This is a genomic window from Hyphomicrobium sp., from assembly GCF_051860585.1.
In the GTDB taxonomy this organism is placed as follows: domain Bacteria; phylum Pseudomonadota; class Alphaproteobacteria; order Rhizobiales; family Hyphomicrobiaceae; genus Hyphomicrobium_C.
In genome coordinates, this window is record NZ_JBHYDS010000008.1 from 213007 (window position 1) to 234332 (window position 21326).

Consider the following 21326-nt stretch of genomic DNA (forward strand, 5'->3'; position numbering starts at 1 on the left):
TGGGATTGAGTGCGGGGCCAGCCGGCATTTGTTTCGGCGGTGAGCGGGAAGCGCTAATTCGGGGTCTAAAATGGCTGTCGTAAATCTGCCTAACAAGAGCAAGGCCAATCAGTACACGGCCGCAACTGTCGATACATTGATCGGCGGCAGCTCTACAGACACCGTGGTCGTCACCGGCGCCGTGGTCAACGCCAGTATCGATCTCGGCGCGGGCAGCGACAAGCTGACCCTCGGAAACGGGACGAACACGGCGACGATCTCGAATGTCGAAACGATCATAGGCGGCGCGGGGGCATCGACAATCACCCTCGGCGCGGCGGCGGCCAAGACATCGATCGACCTGGCGGGCGGCTCCGACAAGCTGACGCTGGGCAATTTCGCCAACACGCTCACGGTTTCGAACATCGAGACTGTGATTGGCGGTACGGGCGCCGATACCCTCACCCTGACGCAGGCCCTGAACAACACGCAGATTATCGATCTCGGCGTCGGCAAGGACAAGGTAACGCTTGGCAGTTTTGCGAACATCGGTTCGCTCGCGAACGTCGAGACGGTTGTCTCGGGCACCGGCGCAGACACGATCACGATCTCGTCTCAGATCGTCAATGGATCGATCGATCTCGGCGCGGGCTTGGACAAACTCACCTTGTCCAATGCGGGCGCGAATTCCGTCACCGTGGGCAATGTCGAGACCATCATTGGCGGAGCATCCAACAACACCATCACGTTGTCGACGGCGTCCGTTAAGGGGTCCTTGGACCTTGGAGCCGGCAGCGACAAGCTCACCCTCGGCAATTTCGCGAACACGTCCACGATTGCCAACGCGGAAACCATCGTCGGCGGTGGCGGCATCGACACCATCAGCCTGTCCACGGCGCTCTCCGGTTCGATCGACCTCGCCGCCGGCAACGACAAGCTGACGCTCGGCAACTTTACCAACACCGGCACGATTTCGAATATCGAAACCGTCGTGGGCGGGAGCGGCGCGGATACCCTGACCATTGGGTCGGCACTCGCGAAGGGCAGTTTCGACCTCGGTGCGGGCAACGACAAGCTCAACTTCGGCAACTTCGCCACCGTGGCGACCGTCGCCAACGTTGAGACGATCCTTGGCGGTACGGGCGACAACACCGTTGTGCTGTCCGGCGCCCTGACGGGAACGAACCTGGTCGACCTCGGCGCCGGCAAGGACAAGCTGACGCTCGCAGCCACCGCCAACGCCGGCACGGTATCGAATGTCGAGACCGTCCTCGGCAACACCGGCGCCGACACCATCACGCTCGGCGCGCAGATCGTGAACGGCTCGATCGATCTTGCCGCGGGCAATGACAAGCTGACGCTTGGAGATTTCGCCAACAGCGCAACCCTGTCCAACGTCGAAACCATCATCGGCGGCTCGGCGAACAATACGATCACGATCGCCACCGGCGCGAGCAAGGGCGTTATCGATCTCGGCGCGGGCCTGGACAAGCTCGTGTTGGGCAAGGCGGCATCGACCGTGACCGTCTCTAACACGGAGACCATCATCGGTGGCGCAGCCGCCGATACGGTAACCATCGCGACAGCCCTCAGCACCCCAGCCAGCATCGATCTCGCAGGGGGCAACGATACGCTGACGCTGGGCAACTTCGTGAATACGGCGACGATCTCGAACGTCGAGACCGTGATCGGCGGGAGCGCCGGCAATACCATCACCGTTGCCTCGGCGCTTCCTAAGGGCTCTATCGATCTCGGCGCCGGTAACGACAAGCTGACCCTGGGGAATTTCACGAACACCCTCACGGTTGCCAATATCGAGACACTGATCGGCGGCACGGGCGCCGACACGGTGACGCTGAGCGGAGCGTTTGCCGGTACGCAGCAGGTCGATCTCGGGGCGGGCAAGGACAAGCTGACGCTTGGAAATTTTGCCAACACGGGAACGATTTCGAACGTCGAGACGATCATCGGTAACGCCGGCGCCGACACCATCACGCTGGGCGCCCAGATCTCCAACGGCTCTATCGACCTCGGTGCCGGCGCAGACAAGTTGACGCTCGGCAACTTCGCCAACTCGGCGACGGTCTCCAACGTCGAAACCATCATCGGCGGCTCTGCCAACAACGCCATCACGATCGGCACGGGCGCCTCCAAGGCGGTGATCGACCTCGGTGCCGGCATGGACAAGCTCGTGCTTGGCCAGGCGAGCTCCACCATCACCGTATCCAACACGGAAACCATTATCGGCGGCGCCGGTGCCGACACCGTGACCATCGCCACCGCCCTCAGCGCCACCAACAGCATCGATCTCGGTGCCGGCAGCGACACGCTGACCCTGGGCAACTTCGCCAACACCGCAACGATCTCCAACGTCGAGACCCTGATCGGCGGCAGCGCGGGCAACACCATCACCTTTGCCTCGGCCACTCCTAAGGGCTCCGTCGATCTCGGCGCCGGCAACGACAAGCTGACCCTCGGCAACTTCACGAACGTCGTCAGCGTCGCCAACACCGAGACCGTCATCGGCGGCACGGGCGCCGATTCGATCACGCTGAGCAGCGCCCTTACCGGCGCGCACACGATCGACCTCGCAGTCGGCAAGGACACGCTGACGCTCGGCGCATTCGCCAACACCGGCACGGTTTCGAACGTCGAAACCATTATCGGCGGCACGGGCGCCGACACGATTACGCTCGGCACGCAGATGTCGAACGGGTCGGTCGATCTCGGCGCCGGCGCGGACACGCTGACGCTCGGCAACTTCGCCAACTCTGCAACCGTCGCGAACGTCGAGACCATCGTCGGCGGATCGGCCAACAACACCATCGTTATCGGAGCGGCGATCTCGAACGGTTCGATCGACCTCGGTGCGGGCAGCGATCGCTTAACTCTCGCAGCCGCGGCCAACACAGTAACGATTTCCAACGTTGAAACCGTCGTCGGCGGCAGCTCCACGGACACCGTGGCGCTGGCGACCGCTCTCAGCGCATCGAACATCGTTGATCTCGGTGGCGGCAACGACAAGTTGACGCTCGGAAACTTCGCCAACACGGGCACCATTTCGAACGTCGAGACGTTGATCGGCGGCAGCGCCGCCGATACCATCACCTTCGGCGCGACCGTTCCGTCGGGCTCGATTGATCTCGGCGCCGGCAGCGACAAGCTGACCCTCGGCAACTTCGCCAACACCATCACGGTCGCCAACATCGAGACGCTGGTCGGCGGCACGGGCGCCGACACGGTCACGTTGAGTGGCGCGCTCACCGCTACGGACGCCATCGACCTGGCTGTCGGCAAGGATACGCTGAAGCTGGGAGCGTTTGCCAATACGGGCACGATCTCGAACGTCGAGACCGTCATCGGCAACACGGGGGCAGACACCCTCACGCTCGGCACGCAAATTTCGAGCGGTTCCGTCGATCTCGGCTCTGGATCGGATGTTCTGACGCTCGGCAACTTCGCCAACTCGGCGACTGTCGCCGGTGTGGAAACCATTGTCGGCGGCTCGGCCGCGGATACGATCGTTCTTGGTGCGGCAAGCTCGAACGGCTCGATCGACCTCGGCGCGGGTAACGATCACGTGATCCTCGCGAACGCGTCCAACACCGTGACGATCGCCAACGCCGAAACCATCGTCGGCGGCACCGCCACCGACAACGTTGCCCTCGTCAGCGCCCTCGGCGCATCGACCATCGTCGATCTCGGTGGCGGCAGCGACAAGCTCACTTTGGGCAACTTCGCCAACGCCGGTACGCTGAACAACATCGAAACTGTCGTCGGCGGCACCGATGCCGACACGATCACCTTCGGCGGTGCGGCAGTTAAGGCATCCGTCGACCTCGGCGTGGGCAACGACAAGCTGACCCTCGGCAATTTCGTCAACTCCGTCACCGTTGCGAATATCGAAACGCTGATCGGCGGCACGTCTGCCGACTCCGTGACCCTGAGCAAGGCGCTGACCGGAACGGACAGCATCGACCTCGGCGTGGGCAAGGACGATCTCACGCTCGGCGCGTTCGCCAACACGGGCACGCTCTCGAACGTCGAAACGATCACCGGCAACACGGGCGCCGATACGATCACGCTCGGTACGGCCATCACGAACGGCGAGATCGATCTCGACGCCGGTTCTGACATCCTTACGCTCTCGGCTGCGGGCGCGAATTCTGCGACGCTCTCCAACGTCGAGACGCTGATCGGTGCATCGGCAAGCGACACGATCACCTTCGCCAAGGGCATCACGGGCGGCTCCGTGGACCTGGGCGTCGGCAACGACCGCATCACGCTGGCCAATTCCGCCAACACTGTCACGGTTTCGAATGTCGAGACGATCACCGGTGCGGGAGCGTCCGACACGGTCGTGCTCGGAACGGCTCTGGGAGCCTCGCACAACATCGATCTCGCCGCCGGCAGTGATAAGCTGACGTTGGGAGACTTTGCCAACACGGGCACGCTCAACAACATCGAAACGATCATCGGCGGGTCCGGTAGCGATACGATCACCCTCGGTGCTGCCGCGGCGAAGGCGTCCGTCGACCTCGGCGTCGGCAGCGACAAGCTGACCCTCGGCAATTTCGCCAACACCATAACTGTGTCCAACGTCGAGACGCTGGCTGGCGGCACCGGCGCCGACACCGTCACGCTGGGTGGCGCGCTCGTATCGACGCAGGCTATCGATCTCGGCTCCGGAGCGGACACGCTGCTGCTCGGCGCCTTCGCCAACGTCGGCTCCGTATCGAACGTCGAGACGGTCATCGGTAACACGGGCGTTGACACGATCACGCTCGCATCGCAGGCATCGAACGCCTCGATCGACCTGGATAGCGGCGCCGACAAGCTGACATTCGGTAACTTCGTGAACCGCGCGACGGTCATGGATGTCGAGACCATCGTCGGCGGCTCGGACGCGGACACGATCACTCTCGGTGGGGCGGCCTCGAACGCCTCGATCGACCTCGGCGCGGGCAACGACCGCCTCAATCTCGCCAACGCGTCCAACACCGTGACGGTTTCCAACGTCGAGAGCGTCATCGGTTCTGGCTCCGTCGACTCCGTCACCCTCGGCAGTGCCCTCAGCGGGTCCGTCGTCATCGACCTCGCTGCCGGCAACGACAAGCTCACGCTCGGGGACTTCGCCAACACGGGCTCGGTCTCCAACGTCGAAACCATCATCGGCGGCACGGACGCGGACACGATCACGCTCGCAACGGCGGCCTCCAAGACGTTCGTCGACCTCGGCGTCGGCAGCGACAAGCTGACCCTCGGCAATTTCGCCAACACCATAACTGTGTCCAACGTCGAGACGCTCGTCGGCGGTACTGGCGCCGACACCGTCACGCTGGGTGGTGCGCTCGTATCGACGCAGGCCATCGATCTCGGCTCTGGAGCGGACACGTTGCTGCTCGGCGCCTTCGCCAACGTCGGCTCCGTCTCGAACGTCGAAACCGTCATCGGTAACACGGGTGCTGACACGATCACGCTCGGTTCGCAGGCGTCGAACGCCTCGATCGATCTGGATAGCGGCTCCGACAAGCTGACGTTCGGCAACTTCGTGAACCGCGCGACGGTTGTGGAAGTCGAGACTGTCATCGGCGGCTCGGACGCGGACACGATCACCCTCGGTGGGGCGGTTTCGAACGTTTCGATCGACCTCGGCGCGGGCAACGACCGCCTCAATCTCGCCAGCGCGACCAATACCGTGACGGTTTCCAACGTCGAGAGCCTTATCGGTGCGGGTTCTACCGACACCGTCACCCTCGGCAGCGCCCTCAGCGGGTCCGTCATCATCGATCTCGCCGCCGGCAACGACACGCTCACGCTCGGCAACTTCGCCAACACCGGATCGGTTTCCAACGTCGAAACCATCATCGGCGGCACGGACGCGGACACGATCACGCTCGCCACGGCGGCCTCCAAGACGTTCGTCGATCTTGGTGTCGGCAGCGACAAGCTGATCCTCGGTAGCTTCGTGAATACGGCGACCGTATCGAATGTCGAATCGCTGCTCGGTGGCGCACTGGCCGACACGATCAATTTGGGCACCGCGCTCTCGGCATCGCAGACCATCGATCTCGGCGCAGGCAGTGACCGCCTGAACCTTGGCGCATTCACCAACACCGGCTCCGTCTCGAACGTCGAGACCCTGATCGGCAACACGGGCGCCGATACGGTCACCATCGCGTCTCAGATCTCGAACGGCTCGGTCGATCTCGATGCAGGTAACGACAAGCTGATTCTCGGCGACTTCACGAATTCCGTGTCTGTGACCGACATCGAAACCATCATCGGCGGCTCGGCATCCGATACCGTCGTCCTGAGCGCTGCGGTCGTCAACGGCTCTATCGATCTCGGCGCTGGAGACGACAAGCTCATCTTCTCGAACTTCGCCAACACGGCGACCATCGCGAACATCGAAAGTGTGACGTTCGGCACCAGCATCGATACGATCACGGTCGCGAGCCAGCTCGTGAACGGATCTCTCAACCTCGGGGCCGGCAACGATACGCTGACCCTCGGCAACTTTGCGAACTCGGCGACGATTGCCGCTGCTGAAACGATCATCGGCGGTTCCGACGCAGACACGATCACGTTGGGCGCGGCCGCCTCGAAGGCCTCTGTTGACCTCGGATCCGGCGCCGATACGCTGACCCTCGGTCACTTTGCAAACACCGTCACGGTTTCCGATATCGAGTCCGTGATCGGCGGCTCCGGCGCGGATACCGTAACGCTCGGGTCCTCGGCTTCGAACGCGTCGTTCGATTTGGGCGCGGGCGCGGACACATTGACGCTCAAGGGCGTTGCCAACGTTGTCACGGTTGCGAACGTCGAAACGCTCCTCGGCGGCAGCGCCGCGGATGCCGTCACCCTCGGCAGCGCACTCACGACCTCGAGCAACATCGACCTGGCGGGCGGCAGCGACACGCTGACCCTCGGAGACTTCAACAACAGCGGCGGCGTATCGAACGTCGAAACGCTGATCGGCGGTTCGGATTCCGACAACGTCACCCTGAAGACGATCGCCACCGGCTCGGTCAATCTCGCGGCCGGAGACGACAAGCTCACGCTCGGAAACTTCCTCAACGTTGTCACGGTTGCAAATGTCGAAACGCTGACCGGCGGAACGAATGCCGACACCGTGACGATTAGCGCCCTGACCGGCGTAACCAACTCGATCGACCTCGGCGCGGGCAACGACAAGCTGATCTTCGCCGACATCGTCAGCGAAGCGACCATCGCGAATGTCGAGACGATCACCGGCGGCTCGGCCGCTGACACGCTCACGATCGCGTCGGCGCTTTCGAACGCCTCGATCGATCTGGGCTCGGGTTCCGACGTGCTCACGCTCGGAGGTTTCACCAACTCCGCCACTGTGGCCGGTGTGGAATCTCTGAATGGCGGCAGCGGCGCGGATACGATCACGCTTCGCGATGCGCTGAGCGCATCGTCGAGCATCGACCTCGGCGCAGGACTCGACAAGCTCGTCCTGGCGAATCTCGCAAACACCGGCACCGTCTCGAATATCGAAACGCTGATCGGCGGCACATCGGATGACGACATCACCTACGCGTCGCAGATTGTCGGCGGATCGATCGACTTGGCGACCGGCAACGACAAGCTGACGCTTGGCGATTTCGACAGCACGCTCACGATTGCAAACGTGGAAACCGTTACGGGCGGGGCGATGAGCGACCGCGTTACGGTCGCGACCGCCCTGGCCAACGGCAGCATCGACCTGGCGGCCGGCAACGACATCCTCGTTCTGAACGGCCTTTCGAACGTCGCCACGATCGCCAACGTCGAAACGTTGACGGCCGCGGCAGGCGACGACACGATCACCATCGTCGGCGGCATCACCGACGCCTCGATCGATCTCGGCGCCGGCAAGGATCTTCTCACCCTCAGCGATGCGGGCGACAGCGCCAGCATCGCCAATGTTGAAACGCTCGTAGGCGGCAGCGCGGGCGACAGCGTGACGCTCTCGACCGCGGTTTCACAGGTCAGCATCGACCTCAAGGCTGGAACGGACTCCCTGACACTCGGCAACTTCGCCAACGTCGCGACCGTCTCGAATACCGAAAGCATCCTCGGCGGCTCGGGCGCGGATTCCATCACGCTGGGCACCGCGCTGTCGAACTCCGTCACGATTGATCTCGGCGCGGGCTCGAACACCCTGACGCTTGGCGCATTCACCAACACCGGCACCTTGACCAACGTCGATACGCTCCTCGGCGGCACCGGCGCCGATACCATCACCTTCGCGGACAGCCTTGCCGCGGGCTCGGTCGATCTCGGCGCTGGCGCCGACAAGCTGACGCTCGGCGATGCCGCCAACTCGGCGACCATTGCCAACGTCGAGACCATCATCGGCGGCCAGGACAATGATACGCTGACGGTCGCCACGCAGCTCGCCAGCGCGTCCATCGATCTCGGCGCAGGCAACGACAAGCTGACTCTGGGCGATTTCACCAACGTCGCAACGGTCACCAACATCGAGACCCTGATCGGCGGCACGGGCGCCGACACCATCACGGTCGCCGCGGCGCTCGAAGCGACGAACAGCATCGATCTCGGTGTCGGCAGCGACAAGCTGACGCTCGGCAACTTCGCCAATAGCGGCTCGATCGCCAACGTCGAAACCCTTGTCGGCGGCTCCAGCACCGACGACATCACGATCGCAAGCCAGCTCTCGGGCGCTTCGATCAACCTCGGCGCGGACATCGACAGCCTGAAGCTCGGCAACTTCATCAACACCGCGACCATTTCGAACGTCGAATCGGTCACCGGCGGCTCGCTCGCCGACACCATCACGGTCGCGACCGCTCTGTCCGAAGCGTCGATCGATCTCGGCTCGGGCGCGGACACGCTCATCCTGGGTGATTTCACCAACGATGCCACGCTGCAGAGCATCGAAACCGTCATCGGCGGCACGGGCGCCGACACCATCACGATCGCAGGGCAGCTCCTGAACGCCTCCATCGACCTCGGCGCCGGCGCGGACGTGCTGACGCTGTCGGATGCCGGCAACACGGTCACGCTGGCTCGTGTCGAGTCCGTAATCGGTGGCACCGGCAACGATACCGTCGTGCTCACCAACGCCTGGTCGGCCGGATCGATGGATCTCGGCGACGGCGCTGACAAGCTGACGCTCGGCGATTTCACCAACAGCATCTCGGTCGCGCATATCGAAACGCTGATCGGCGGCACGGACGCGGATTCCGTCACGCTGATGGAAGTCCTGACGGCAGGCCACCAGATCGATCTCGCCGCCGGCAACGACAAGGTCATGCTCGGCGACTTCTCGAACGTCGGCTCGCTCTCCAACGTCGAAACCGTCATCGGCGGCTCCGATTCCGACACGATCGCACTGGCTACGGCGGCTTCGAACGTCTCCGTCGACCTGGGCGCCGGCGCCGACACCCTGTCGCTCGGCAACTTCACGAACGTCGTCAGCGCATCGAACGTCGAGACGCTGCTGGGCGGTTCGGGTTCGGATTCCGTCATCCTCACGACGGTCGCCTCTGAGGCCTCGATCGACCTCGGCAGCGGCGCGGACAAGCTCACCCTAGGCAACTTCGCCAACGTCGTCACGGTCTCGAACATCGAGACTGTCATCGGCGGCACGGGTGCCGACACCGTAACCATCGGCGAAGTGTTCAGCGGCGCCCTCGTGGACCTCGGCGCAGGCGCCGACAAGTTGACGCTGTCGGATCTGATCAACAACGGTTCGATTGCCAACGTCGAAACGCTCATCGGCGGCGCGGACGCGGATACGATCGTCTACACGACGCAGATCTCGAATGGCTCGGCCGATCTCGGAGCCGGCAACGACAAGATCACGCTCGGTGACTTCACCAACTCGCTCACGGTTGCGGGCTTCGAAACGCTGCTTGGCGGCGCGGGCCACGACACCATCACGCTGGCCGGCGAGCTCGTCGGCGGCGAGGTAATCGACCTCGGGTCGGGCAATGACAAGATCACGTTCGCCAACTTCGCCAACTACGCGACTGTTGCGAACACGGAAACCATCGTAGGCGGCTCGGACGCGGATTCGATCACCGTCTCGAGTATCTTGTCCAAGGGCTCGGTCGATCTCGGCTCGGGTGCCGACACGCTCACGCTCGGTGACTTCACCAACTCGGCCACGATCCAGAACGTCGAGACGATCTACGGCGGCTCCAGCTCCGACACCCTGACGGTCGTAGCGATCGTCTCGGAAGGCTCGTTCGATCTCGGCGCCGGTGTCGACAAGCTGACTCTCGGTGATTTCGCCAACGTCGCAACCCTCGCCGGCATCGAATCGATCATCAGCGGCAGCGCCGCCGATACGATCACGCTCGCCAGCGCCATCGGCGCGACGGACACCATCAACCTTGGCGGCGGCGACGATAAGCTCGTGCTGTCGGATTTCGCCAACGCAGGCACCGTCACCAACGTCGAGACGATTGTCGGCGGCCTCGATATGGACGAAATCACGCTCGGCTCGCAGGCCTCGAACGCCTCCTTCAACCTGGGCGACGGCCTCGACAAGCTGACCCTGGGCAACTTCGCCAACACCGCGACCCTTGCCAACGTTGAAAGCGTCCTGGGCGGCACCGGAACCGATACGCTGAACCTGGTGACGGCGCTTGCCGCCGGGTCCAGCATCGATCTGCGCGGCGGAGCCGACAAGCTCGTCCTCGGAGACTTCCTCAACGACGGCACGCTCTCCAACATCGAAACGATCGTCGGCGGCAGCGGCGCTGATACGCTCACGATTGCGTCCAACCTCACGACCTCGGTTTCGATCGATCTCGGCGCAGGTAACGATACGTTGACGCTCGCGAACGGCTCCAACACCGGGTCGCTCTCGAACGTCGAGACGATCATCGGCGGCTCGGCCACCGATTCGATCACCGTAAGCACGGCGCTTTCAGGCGGCTCGGTCGATCTCGGCGCGGGCAACGATAAGCTGACGCTCGGCGATTTCGCCAACGTCGCCACCCTTGCGAACGTCGAATCGGTCGTCGGCGGCAGCGCCGCGGACACGATCACGCTCAGCGCGGCCCTCGTCCTCAAGAGCAACATCAATCTCGGCGCAGGCAACGACAAGCTGACGCTCGGAGACTTCGTCAACGTCGGCTCGGTCGAGGGCATTGAAACGCTCGTCGGCGGCGCCGACGCGGACACCATCACATTCGCCGGTGTGGCCTCGAACGCATCGGTCGACCTGGCGGCCGGCGAAGACACGATCACCTTCGGCAACTTCGTCAACACCGCAAGCGTGGCGAACGTCGAAACCCTGATCGGCGGCACCGACAATGACACGCTGACGCTCACGACCCGCCTCGACGGCAACGCGAGCATCGATCTCAAGGCTGGCGACGACAAGCTCGTGCTTGGCAACTTCGCCAACACCGCCACCATCTCGAACGTCGAAAGCATCGTCGGCGGCTCGGCGAGCGACAACATCACGCTCGGTGCGGCCCTGACCAGCAGCGCCATTATCGACCTCGGCGCGGGCCTCGACACCCTCACGCTTGCGAACATCGCCAACTCGGGCTCCATCGCCAACGTCGAAAGCATCCTCGGCGGCAACGGCACCGACAGCATTACGATCTCGACCCAGCTGTCGAACGGCAATGTCGACCTCGGATCGGGCAACGACACCCTGACGCTCGCCAACTTCAACAACAGCGGCACGGTCTCCAACGTCGAGACGCTCACGGGCGCCGGCGGCGACGACACCATCACCATCGGCGCAACGCTCTCGAAGGCGTCGGTCGATCTCGGTGCCGGCAACGACAAGCTGACGCTCGGCGACTTTACGCACGTAGCTTCGATCGCAAACGTCGAGACCCTCATCGGCGGCGGCCTCGGCGACACCGTCACGCTCACCACGGTCGCATCGAACAGCTCGATCGACCTGGGCGGCGATGTCGACAAGCTGATCCTCGGCAACTTCGCCAACCAGGCGACGGTCTCGCGCGTCGAAACGCTGATCGGCGGCTCGGATGCGGATACCATCACCATCGGCGCGGCGCTCGATAACACCAGCAGCATCGATCTCGGCGCCGGCGCGGACAAGCTCGTCCTCGGCAACTTCGCCAACGTCGGAACGATCGCCAACACCGAAACGGTGCTGGGCGGCACGTCGTCCGACAACATCACGCTCGCCACGGTCCTGACGACCGCGAACAGCATCGATCTCGGCGCCGGAAGCGACAGCCTCACGTTGGCCAACGGCGCCAACGAAGGCTCGATCGCGAACGTTGAAACCCTGATCGGCGGCTCGAACATCGACGCCATCACCTTTACGGCGCAGGTCTCGAAGGGCCAGATCGATCTCGGCAACAGCTCCGACACCGTCACCTTCGGCAACTTCGTCAACACCGCGACGCTTCAGAACGTCGAAACCATCATTGGCGGCAGTGACGCGGATACCATCACTCTTGCCACCGCGGCCTCGAACGTCTCCGTCGATCTCGGAGCCGGTGCCGACAAGCTCACGCTTGCAGACCTCTCGAACAAGGTCACTGTCGGCAACATCGAGACCCTGATCGGCGGCGTCGACGCGGATACCGTCACGCTCTCCGCCATCCTTTCGAACGGCTCGATCGACCTCGGTGCTAGCAACGACATCGTCACCCTCGGGGACTTTGCCAACGTCGGCACGATCGCCCGCGTCGAAAGCCTCATCGGCGGCAGCGCCGCGGACACGATCACGGTCGGTGCACAGGCGAATTCCATCTACATCGATCTGGGTGTAGGCGCCGATAAGGTCACTCTGGGCGACTTCGTCAACACGGCCACGCTGGCCAACGTCGAGTCGGTCACGGGCGGCTCGGCCGCGGACACCGTCACTCTGGCAACCGCGCTTTCGGGCTCCGGCAGCATCGATCTCGGCGCCGGCAACGACAAGCTTGTTCTCGCGGATCTCGCGAACTCGGGCTCCGTCGCGAACGTCGAGACGGTCACCGGCGGGTCCAGCACCGACGCCATTACCTTCACGACCGCTGTTTCCAAGGGCTTCGTCGATCTCGGCGCCGGCGCAGACAGCATCACGCTAGGCAACTTCGCCAACACCATCTCCGTCGCCAACGTGGAATCGATCCTCGGCGGCAGCGCTGTCGATACCGTCACGGTCACGACCGCACTGTCCAACACCACGATCGACCTCGGCGCCGACAATGACAAGCTGATCCTCGGCAACTTCGCCAACACCGCCACCATCTCGAACGTCGAGAGCATTCTGGGCGGTTCCGCCGCGGACGCGCTCACGCTCGCCACCGCGCTCACGGCGACCGACGAGATCAACCTCGGCGCCGGCAACGATACGCTGACGCTTGCCAACGTCGCCAACACCGGCACGGTTTCGAATGTCGAAACCATCCGCGGCGGCACGAACGTCGACACCATCACCCTTGGCTCCGGCATCACCAACGGCTCCATCGATCTCGGCGGCGGCAACGACAAGCTGACGCTCGGCGGCTTCACGAACTCGGCGACCGTTTCGAACGTCGAAACGATCATCGGCGGCTCGGCCGGCGATACCGTGACGCTGGCGACCGCGCTCGGCGGCTCGAGCAGCGTCGACCTCGGCGCAGGGTCCGACAAGCTGACCCTCGGCGATTTCGCCAACACGGGCTCGGTCTCGAATGTCGAAAGCGTGATCGGCGGCTCGGATGCCGACACCATCACCTTCGCGACCGTTCTGTCCAAGGGCAACGTCGACCTCGGCATCGGCGCGGACAAGGTCACGCTCGGCGACTTCGACAACTCCGGAACGTTCTCCAACGTTGAGACCATCATCGGCGGCTCGGATTCGGACACCATCACGATCGCATCGCAGCTCAGCAACGCCAGCATCAACCTGGGAGCAGGCAGCGATAAGCTGACGCTCGGCAACTTCGCGACCGTCGCCACGGTTGCGGGTGCGGAGACCATCATCGGCGGCGCGGACAGCGATACCATCACGCTGAGCACCGGCATGAGCGGCACCGATTCGATCAACCTCGGTGCGGGCGACGACACCCTCATCCTGGCGAACGCCGCCAATACCGGCACCGTTTCGAGCGTCGAGACCATCGTCGGCGGCTCGGCCGCGGACACGATCACCATCGGAACCATCCTGTCGAAGGCCCTGATCGGCCTCGGCGCCGGCAACGACACGCTGATCCTGGGCGACTTCGCCAACGTCGCGACGGTCACGGATGTCGAGACCATCGTCGGCGGCACGGGTGCGGACACCCTGACGCTCGGAACAGCCCTCAGCGCAAGCCACAACATCGATCTCGGCTCGGGTTCGGACAAGCTGACCCTCGGCGACTTCGCCAACACCGGCTCGGTTTCGAACGTCGAAACGCTGGTCGGCGGATCGGGCGCGGACATCATCACGATCGCGACCCAGCTGTCGAATGCCTCGATCAACCTCGGTGACGGGGTCGATAAGGTCACGCTCGGCGATTTCGCGAACTCGGCCAATATCTCGAACGTCGAGAGCATTGTCGGTGGCTCGGCGGCCGATACGATCACCATCTCGACGCAGCTTTCGGATGGCGTCATCGACCTCGGCGCCGGCTCCGACAGCCTGACGCTCGGCAACTTCAACAGCACCGGCACGGTCTCGAACGTCGAGACGCTGATCGGCGGCAATTCGTCCGACAGCATCACGCTCGGCACCGCCCTCGCGGCGACCGACAGCATCAACCTCGGCGGCGGCAGCGACGTCCTCACGCTCGCGAACGTGGCCAACACCGGTACCCTGTCCAACATCGAGACGGTCGTCGGCGGCTCGGCTGCTGATATCATCACGATTGCAACGCAGGCGACCAAGTCACTCTTCAACCTCGGCGCGGGTTCGGATTCGCTCACCCTGGGCAACTTCGTCAACTCGGCCACGGTGTCCGGCGCTGAAACTCTGGTCGGCGGATCGCTGGCCGACACCGTCACGCTGGGAACGGCCCTGAGCGGAACGAACAGCATCGACCTCGGCTCCGGTGCCGACAGCCTGGCGCTGGCGGATGTCGCCAACACGGGCTCGGTGTCGAACGTCGAGACTCTCATCGGCGGTATGGATTCCGACACGATCACCTTCGCCACTCAGGTGTCGAACGGCTCGATCGACCTCGGCGCCGGCTCCGACAGCCTGACGCTCGGTAACTTTGCCAACACGGTGACGGTCGCGAACGCCGAAAGCATCCTCGGCGGATCCGCAGCCGACACGATCACGCTCAAGGCGGTCGCGTCGAACGCGGTCATCGATCTCGGCTCGGGTGCCGACACGCTCACGCTCGGCAACTTCGTCAACGTGGCGACGCTCGCCGGTGTCGAGACGGTCAACGGCGGCACGGGCATCGATACCATTGCCTTCAGCGCGCAGGTTTCGAACGGCTCGATCGACCTCGGCGCGGCCGTAGACTCGCTCACCTTCGGCAACTTCGCCAACACGGCGACGGTGGCCAACACCGAAACGGTCATCGGCGGCTCTGCGGCTGATACGATCACCATCACCACGCTTCTGTCCAAGGGCCTGGTCGATCTCGGCGACGGCGCCGACAAGCTGGTCCTCGGCAATTTCGCGAACAACGCAACGATCTCGAATGTCGAGACACTGACTGGCGGCTCCGACGCCGATACGATCACCCTCGGCGCGGCCATTGTGTCCAGCGGCAGCATCGATCTCGGCGCCGGCGCAGACAAGTTGACCCTGGCCGATGTCTCGAACACGGGCTCGATCGCGAACGTCGAGACGCTGATCGGCGGCGCGGATGCCGACACGATCACCCTCACGACTCAGGCTGCCAACGCCTCGATCGACCTGGGCGGCGGCTTCGATACGATCACGCTCTCGACCGCGGCCAACGTGGCCACCGTCTCGAACGTCGAAAGCATCGTCGGCGGCTCTGGAGCCGACACGATCACCCTCGGCGCGATGGCGACCGAAACCACGATCAACCTCGGCCTCGGCAACGATATCCTGACCCTCGGCAACTTCGCCAACTCGGTCACGGTGTCGGGAGTTGAAACCCTCACGGGCGGCTCGGCGGCGGATCAGGTCACGCTCGGCTCGGCGCTCGCTTCGACGCACACCGTCGACCTCGGCCTCGGCAACGACATCCTGACCCTCGGCGACTTCGCCAACACGGGTACGGTGCAGAACGTCGAAACCCTGGTGGGCGGCTCGGCCGCGGACACGATCACCACGGTCTTCACGTCTCTGAAGGCCTCGATCGATCTCGGCGCCGGAGCCGACAAGCTCACGCTCGGCACGGCCGATGCCGTGACCGTCGGCAACGTCGAAACCCTGATCGGTGGTGCAACGGCCGATACCGTAACGTTCGTCTCCGCCATCAACGGCACCGACAGCATCGACCTGGCCGGCGGCAACGACAAGATCACGCTGGCGGATGTCGCCAACACCGGAACCATCTCCAACGTCGAGACCATCGTCGGCGGCGCGGACACCGACACGATTACGCTCGCAACGCAGGCCCTGAACGCCTCGGTCGACCTCGGCGCCGGCTTCGACACGCTGACGCTCGGCAACTTCGCCAACACGGCGACGGTGGCCAACGTCGAATCGCTCACCGGCGGCTCGGCCGCGGACACCATCACGCTCTCGGCCGCCGCAAGCGATGCCGCGATCAACCTGGGTCTGGGCAACGACGTGCTGACGCTCGGCAACTTCGTCAACGTCGCAACGGTCTCCGGCGTCGAAACGCTGGTGGGCGGCTCGCTTGCCGACACCATCACGCTCGGCAGCCAGTTCGTCTCGAGCAACAACATCGATCTGGGCTCTGGCGCAGACAAGTTGATCCTGGGCGACTTCGTCAACGGCGGCACGATCTCGAACGTCGAGACCATCGTCGGCGGCGCCCTGGCTGACACGATCGTGATCACCGGCCAGATTTCGGACGCTTCGATCGACCTCGGCGACGGTGTCGACAAGCTGACGCTGGGCAACTTCGTCAACACCGGCACGATCGGGCACGTCGAGACGCTGGTTGGCGGCACGGCCAACGACACGATCACGCTGTCCTCCGGCATCAGCGCCACGGACAGCATCGATCTCGGTCTCGGCAACGACAAACTCATCCTGAGCAACTCGGCCAACACCGGCTCGGTCTCGAACGTCGAAACGCTGATTGGCGGCCTGGATGCCGACACGATCACCTTCGCCGCTCAGGCAGCTAATGCCTCGATCGATCTCGGCGGTGGCCTGGATACGCTCACCTTCGGCAACTTCGCCAACACGGCGACGGTGTCGAACGCGGAAACCATCGTCGGCGGCTCGCTGGCCGACACCATCACGCTCGCGGTGCAGGCCGTCGACGCCTCCATCGACCTCGGCTCGGGCAGCGACGTGCTCACCCTCGGCAACTTCGCCAACACGGCGACGGTGTCGGGCGTCGAAACGCTGAACAGCGGTTCGGGTTCGGATACCATCACGCTGGCAAGCCAGTTCACATCGCACCTTATCGATCTCGGCGCGGGCAGCGACGTCCTTCACCTTGGCGGCTTCGTCAACTCCGGCTCGGTCACCAACGTCGAGACCATCATCGGTGGCGCGCTGGCGGATACGATCAGCATCACCAACCAGTTCTCGAAGGCCTCCGCGGATCTCGGTGACGGCGCCGACAAGCTCACGCTCGGCAACTTCATCAACTCGGCCACGGTGGGCAACGTCGAAACGCTGGTCGGCGGCTCCGATAACGACACGATCACCTTCGCCACCGGTCTCGGCGCGACGGACTCGGTCGACCTCGGCGCCGGCAACGACAAGCTGACGCTCGGCAACTTCGGCAACTACGGTTCGATCGCCAACGTCGAGACCCTGGTCAGCGGCAGCGATTCGGACAGCCTGACGATCACCACCCAGGCCGCGAACACGTCGATCGACCTCGGCGCCGGCTCCGACACCATCGTCTTCGGCAACTTCGCCAACACGGCGACGCTGACCGGCGTGGAATCGGTCGTCGGTGGCTCGGCGGCGGACACGATCACCTTCTCCACGGCGGTGAGCAACGTCACGGTTGACCTCGGGGTCGGCAGCGACAAGCTGACGTTCGCCAACTTCACGAACACGGCGACCTTGCACAACATCGAGACCGTCATCGGCGGCACCGGTATCGACACGCTGACCTTCGGCAGCCAGGTATCGAATGCCTCCATCGATCTCGGCACCGGCAACGACACGCTGACCTTCGGCGACTTCGTCAACACGGCCACGCTGTCGAATGTCGAAACGGTCAATGCCGGCGCACTCGCCGACACGATCAGCATCGCCGCGCAGATCACGAAGGGTATCATCAACCTGGGTGACGGCGCAGACAAGCTGACCCTCGGCGACTTCATCAACACGGTCTCTGTGGCCAATGTCGAAACGCTGATTGGCGGCTCTGCAAACGACACCATCACGTTCACGTCGGTAATCGAGAACGCGAACATCGATCTCGGCGCCGGCAACGATAAGCTGACGTTCGGCGCCTTCGCCAACGTCGCGACGGTTACCAACGTCGAGACCATCGTCGGCGGCTCGAACATCGACACGATCACGCTCGGCAACGCTCTCACCACAGGCATGTCGATCGATCTTGGCGGCAACTCCGACTCGCTCATCCTCGGCAACTTCACCAACACCGGCTCTGTCTCGAACGTGGAAAGCATGCTCGGCAACGCCGGCAGCGACACGATCACGTACTCGACGCAGGCGGTTAACGTCACCGTCGATCTCGCCGGCGGCTCGGACTCGCTTAAGTTCGGCAACTTCGTCAACACCGCGTCCGTCAGCAACGTGGAAACCATCGTCGGCGGCACCGGCGTGGATACCATCACCCTGCAGTCGCAGATCGTGAACGGCTCGATCGATCTCGGAGCATCGTCGGATAGGCTCACGCTGGGCAACTTCACCAACAGCGTGTCGGTCTCGAACGTCGAATCCGTGATCGGCGGACTGGGCAACGACACCATCGTCATCTCGGGTGGCACCAGCCAGATCCGCGGCGGCGGCGGCATCGATCAAGTGACCGGCGGCACCGGCGTGGATACCTTCGTCTTCGATCAGAATTCGAGCGGCAACCACATGGTGATCCACAACATGGGCACGGGCGCCGACAAGATCGGGCTCGACACCAACACGAGCTCGACGCTGAACGGCAACACCTACATCATCTCGGGTGCGCTCTCGAACAACGTCAACATCCGCGCCGTAGCCGACGAGAACACTCGCGAGGCAACTGTCCTGAGCACCGGCGGCAGCGGCGGCTTCACCTACCAGCAGGATACGGGCGAGCTCTACTACAGTGCCGACGGCGACTTCACGTCAGGCGGTACGCTGATCGGCGTCATCACCACCGACGGTTCGACTGCCTGGACGTACGACTTCACGAGGTTCCAGGCGGTCTAAGGATACAATCGGCCGGCCGCCCTTCTGGGGTCGCCCGGAGCCGCGCCTGACTTTGGCAATGCCAGAGCGTCGCGAGCAGATACAAGTCGAGCGGCCGCATCTCCGGGTGCGGCCGCTTCGCGTTTGCGTCACGCGAGCGCGTTCAGGTTGAGACAAGCCAAATCGCATGGAGATGGAATGACCCATCTTCCTATCGAAAAGGCGGCTCGTCTTTATGCTGAAAATTGATGAGGCCCGGGGCGTCGTGATCGCCGAAGGCCCCGAGGGCGACTCCGTCCATCCGCTCGACAGCGCGGAAGCCTTCCGGCTCATTTCGAGAGCCTGGGTCCGCTGCGGCTGGGACACGAAATACGTCTATTCCTTCAGTTGGATGGGCCGTCCGGTCATCCAGCTCCCCGAGGACATGCTGCGCATACAAGAGGTGATCTACCGGGTGAAGCCGGACGTGATCATCGAGACCGGCGTGGCGCACGGCGGCTCTCTTATTTTCTATGCCAGCCTGTTCAAGGCGATGGGACGCGGCCGTGTCATCGGTATCGACATCGAGATCCGCCCGCACAATCGCGCGGCCATCGAGGCCCACGAAATGTATCCCCTGATCACGCTGGTCGAGGGCAGCTCGGTCGCGCCCGATATTGTCGAGGCCGTGCGTGCGCTTGTCGCTCCGGGCGAGACGGTCCTCGTGCTGCTCGACAGCAACCACACCAAGGCGCACGTCCTCGCCGAGCTCGAAGCGTACGGACCCATGGTCACGCCGGGCTCTTACATCGTCGCGACCGACGGCATCATGAAGGAAGTCGTCGGCGCACCGAGAACCGCGCCGGACTGGAGCTGGAACAATCCTCTCGATGCCGCCGCCGAATTCGCCGCCGCCCATCCCGAGTTCATCCTCGAAGAGCCGCCCTTCCCCTTCAACGAAGGTGTCGTGACCGAGCGCGTCACGTATTGGCCGCAAGGGTTCCTGAGACGCGCTGGGGAGACGGGCTGATATGCAGCGCCAGCCAATCGCAAGTGCGCCCGCGAGCGATGGCGAAGCCGTATTGCAGCGGGCCATGGCCGCGCTGGACCGTGGCGATATCGCGACCGCCGCGGCCGAGGCGCAGCTCGCGACCGATCTCGATCAATCGTCGGCGCTTGCGTGGGAGCTTCTGAGCCTCGCCCTGCACAGGGGCGGAGCGCTCGAACAGGCTATTTCCGCGGGCCGCCGCGCCATCGATCTCGAGCCCTCTGCGGTGAGCTATCACGCCAACCTCGGCGTGGTGCTGCGCGCGGCGGGACGAACCGCCGAAGCCGAGGCGTCCTATCGGGCCGCTATCGCGATCGACCCGCGGTTCGCGCCGGCCCACAACAATCTCGGCAACATCGCTCGCGATCAGGGCCGAAACGCGGAAGCCGAAGCGAGCTACCGCACGGCGGTCGAGGCCGACCCGGCCTACGCGGATGCCTGGCACGGCCTCGGCATCGCGCTCCAGCGCCGGGAGAAGCTTGGCGAAGCGGTCATCGCGCTCGAACGCGCCGCGACCCTGCGTCCCAAGCGGGCCGACATCCTGTCCGATCTCGCCGCCGTGCTCATGGGCCAGCAGAAGTTTCCGGAGGCGTCGGCGCTTCTGATGAAGGCCATCGCGATCGATCCGGAGTCCGCGATCGCCCACGGCAACCTCGGCGCGCTGAAACTCCGCCTCGGTCACATGGTCGCCGCCCAGCAGGCCACGGCGCGCGCCATGGCGCTGGCGCCGCACGAGCAGCGCTGGGTGAGCAATCTCGGCGTCATCGCCAAGGACCTGTCCCGCTACACCGACGCTGAGACCTTGTTCCGTCGTGCATTGGCGATGAAGCCGGATTATGCTCTGGCGCACGCGAACCTTCTGTTCTGCCTGAACTACCACCCGGACCGCAGCGCCGAGGAGATCTTCGCCGAGTACCAGCGCTTCGATGCGGCGCATGCCAAGCCGCACATGCCGGC

3 protein-coding genes are annotated in these 21326 nt (G+C 64.0%); all 3 read left to right on the plus strand.

Going from position 1 to position 21326, the window contains the following annotated elements; genetic code table 11:
• The first annotated feature begins 70 nt into the window (after window positions 1–70).
• A complete protein-coding gene (locus ACTIFK_RS14390) occupies window positions 71–19363 on the plus strand; it encodes a beta strand repeat-containing protein (protein ID WP_439543769.1) in 19293 nt (6430 codons plus the stop codon).
• 214 nt (window positions 19364–19577) lie between these two features.
• The gene (locus tag ACTIFK_RS14395) at window positions 19578–20351 is read left to right on the plus strand and encodes a cephalosporin hydroxylase family protein (RefSeq protein ID WP_439543770.1); all 774 of its coding nucleotides are present in this window, start codon (window positions 19578–19580) and stop codon (window positions 20349–20351) included.
• A gap of 1 nt (window position 20352) precedes the next feature.
• The coding region (locus ACTIFK_RS14400) for a tetratricopeptide repeat protein (protein ID WP_439543771.1) at window positions 20353–21326 on the plus strand (974 nt) is incomplete at its 3' end.

Bases quoted from the DNA above. Each gene is read 5' to 3' on its own strand.
- ACTIFK_RS14390 (WP_439543769.1), top strand. From the start codon at position 71: ATGGCTGTCGTAAATCTGCCTAACAAGAGCAAGGCCAATCAGTACACG.
- ACTIFK_RS14395 (WP_439543770.1), top strand. From the start codon at position 19,578: ATGCTGAAAATTGATGAGGCCCGGGGCGTCGTGATCGCCGAAGGCCCC.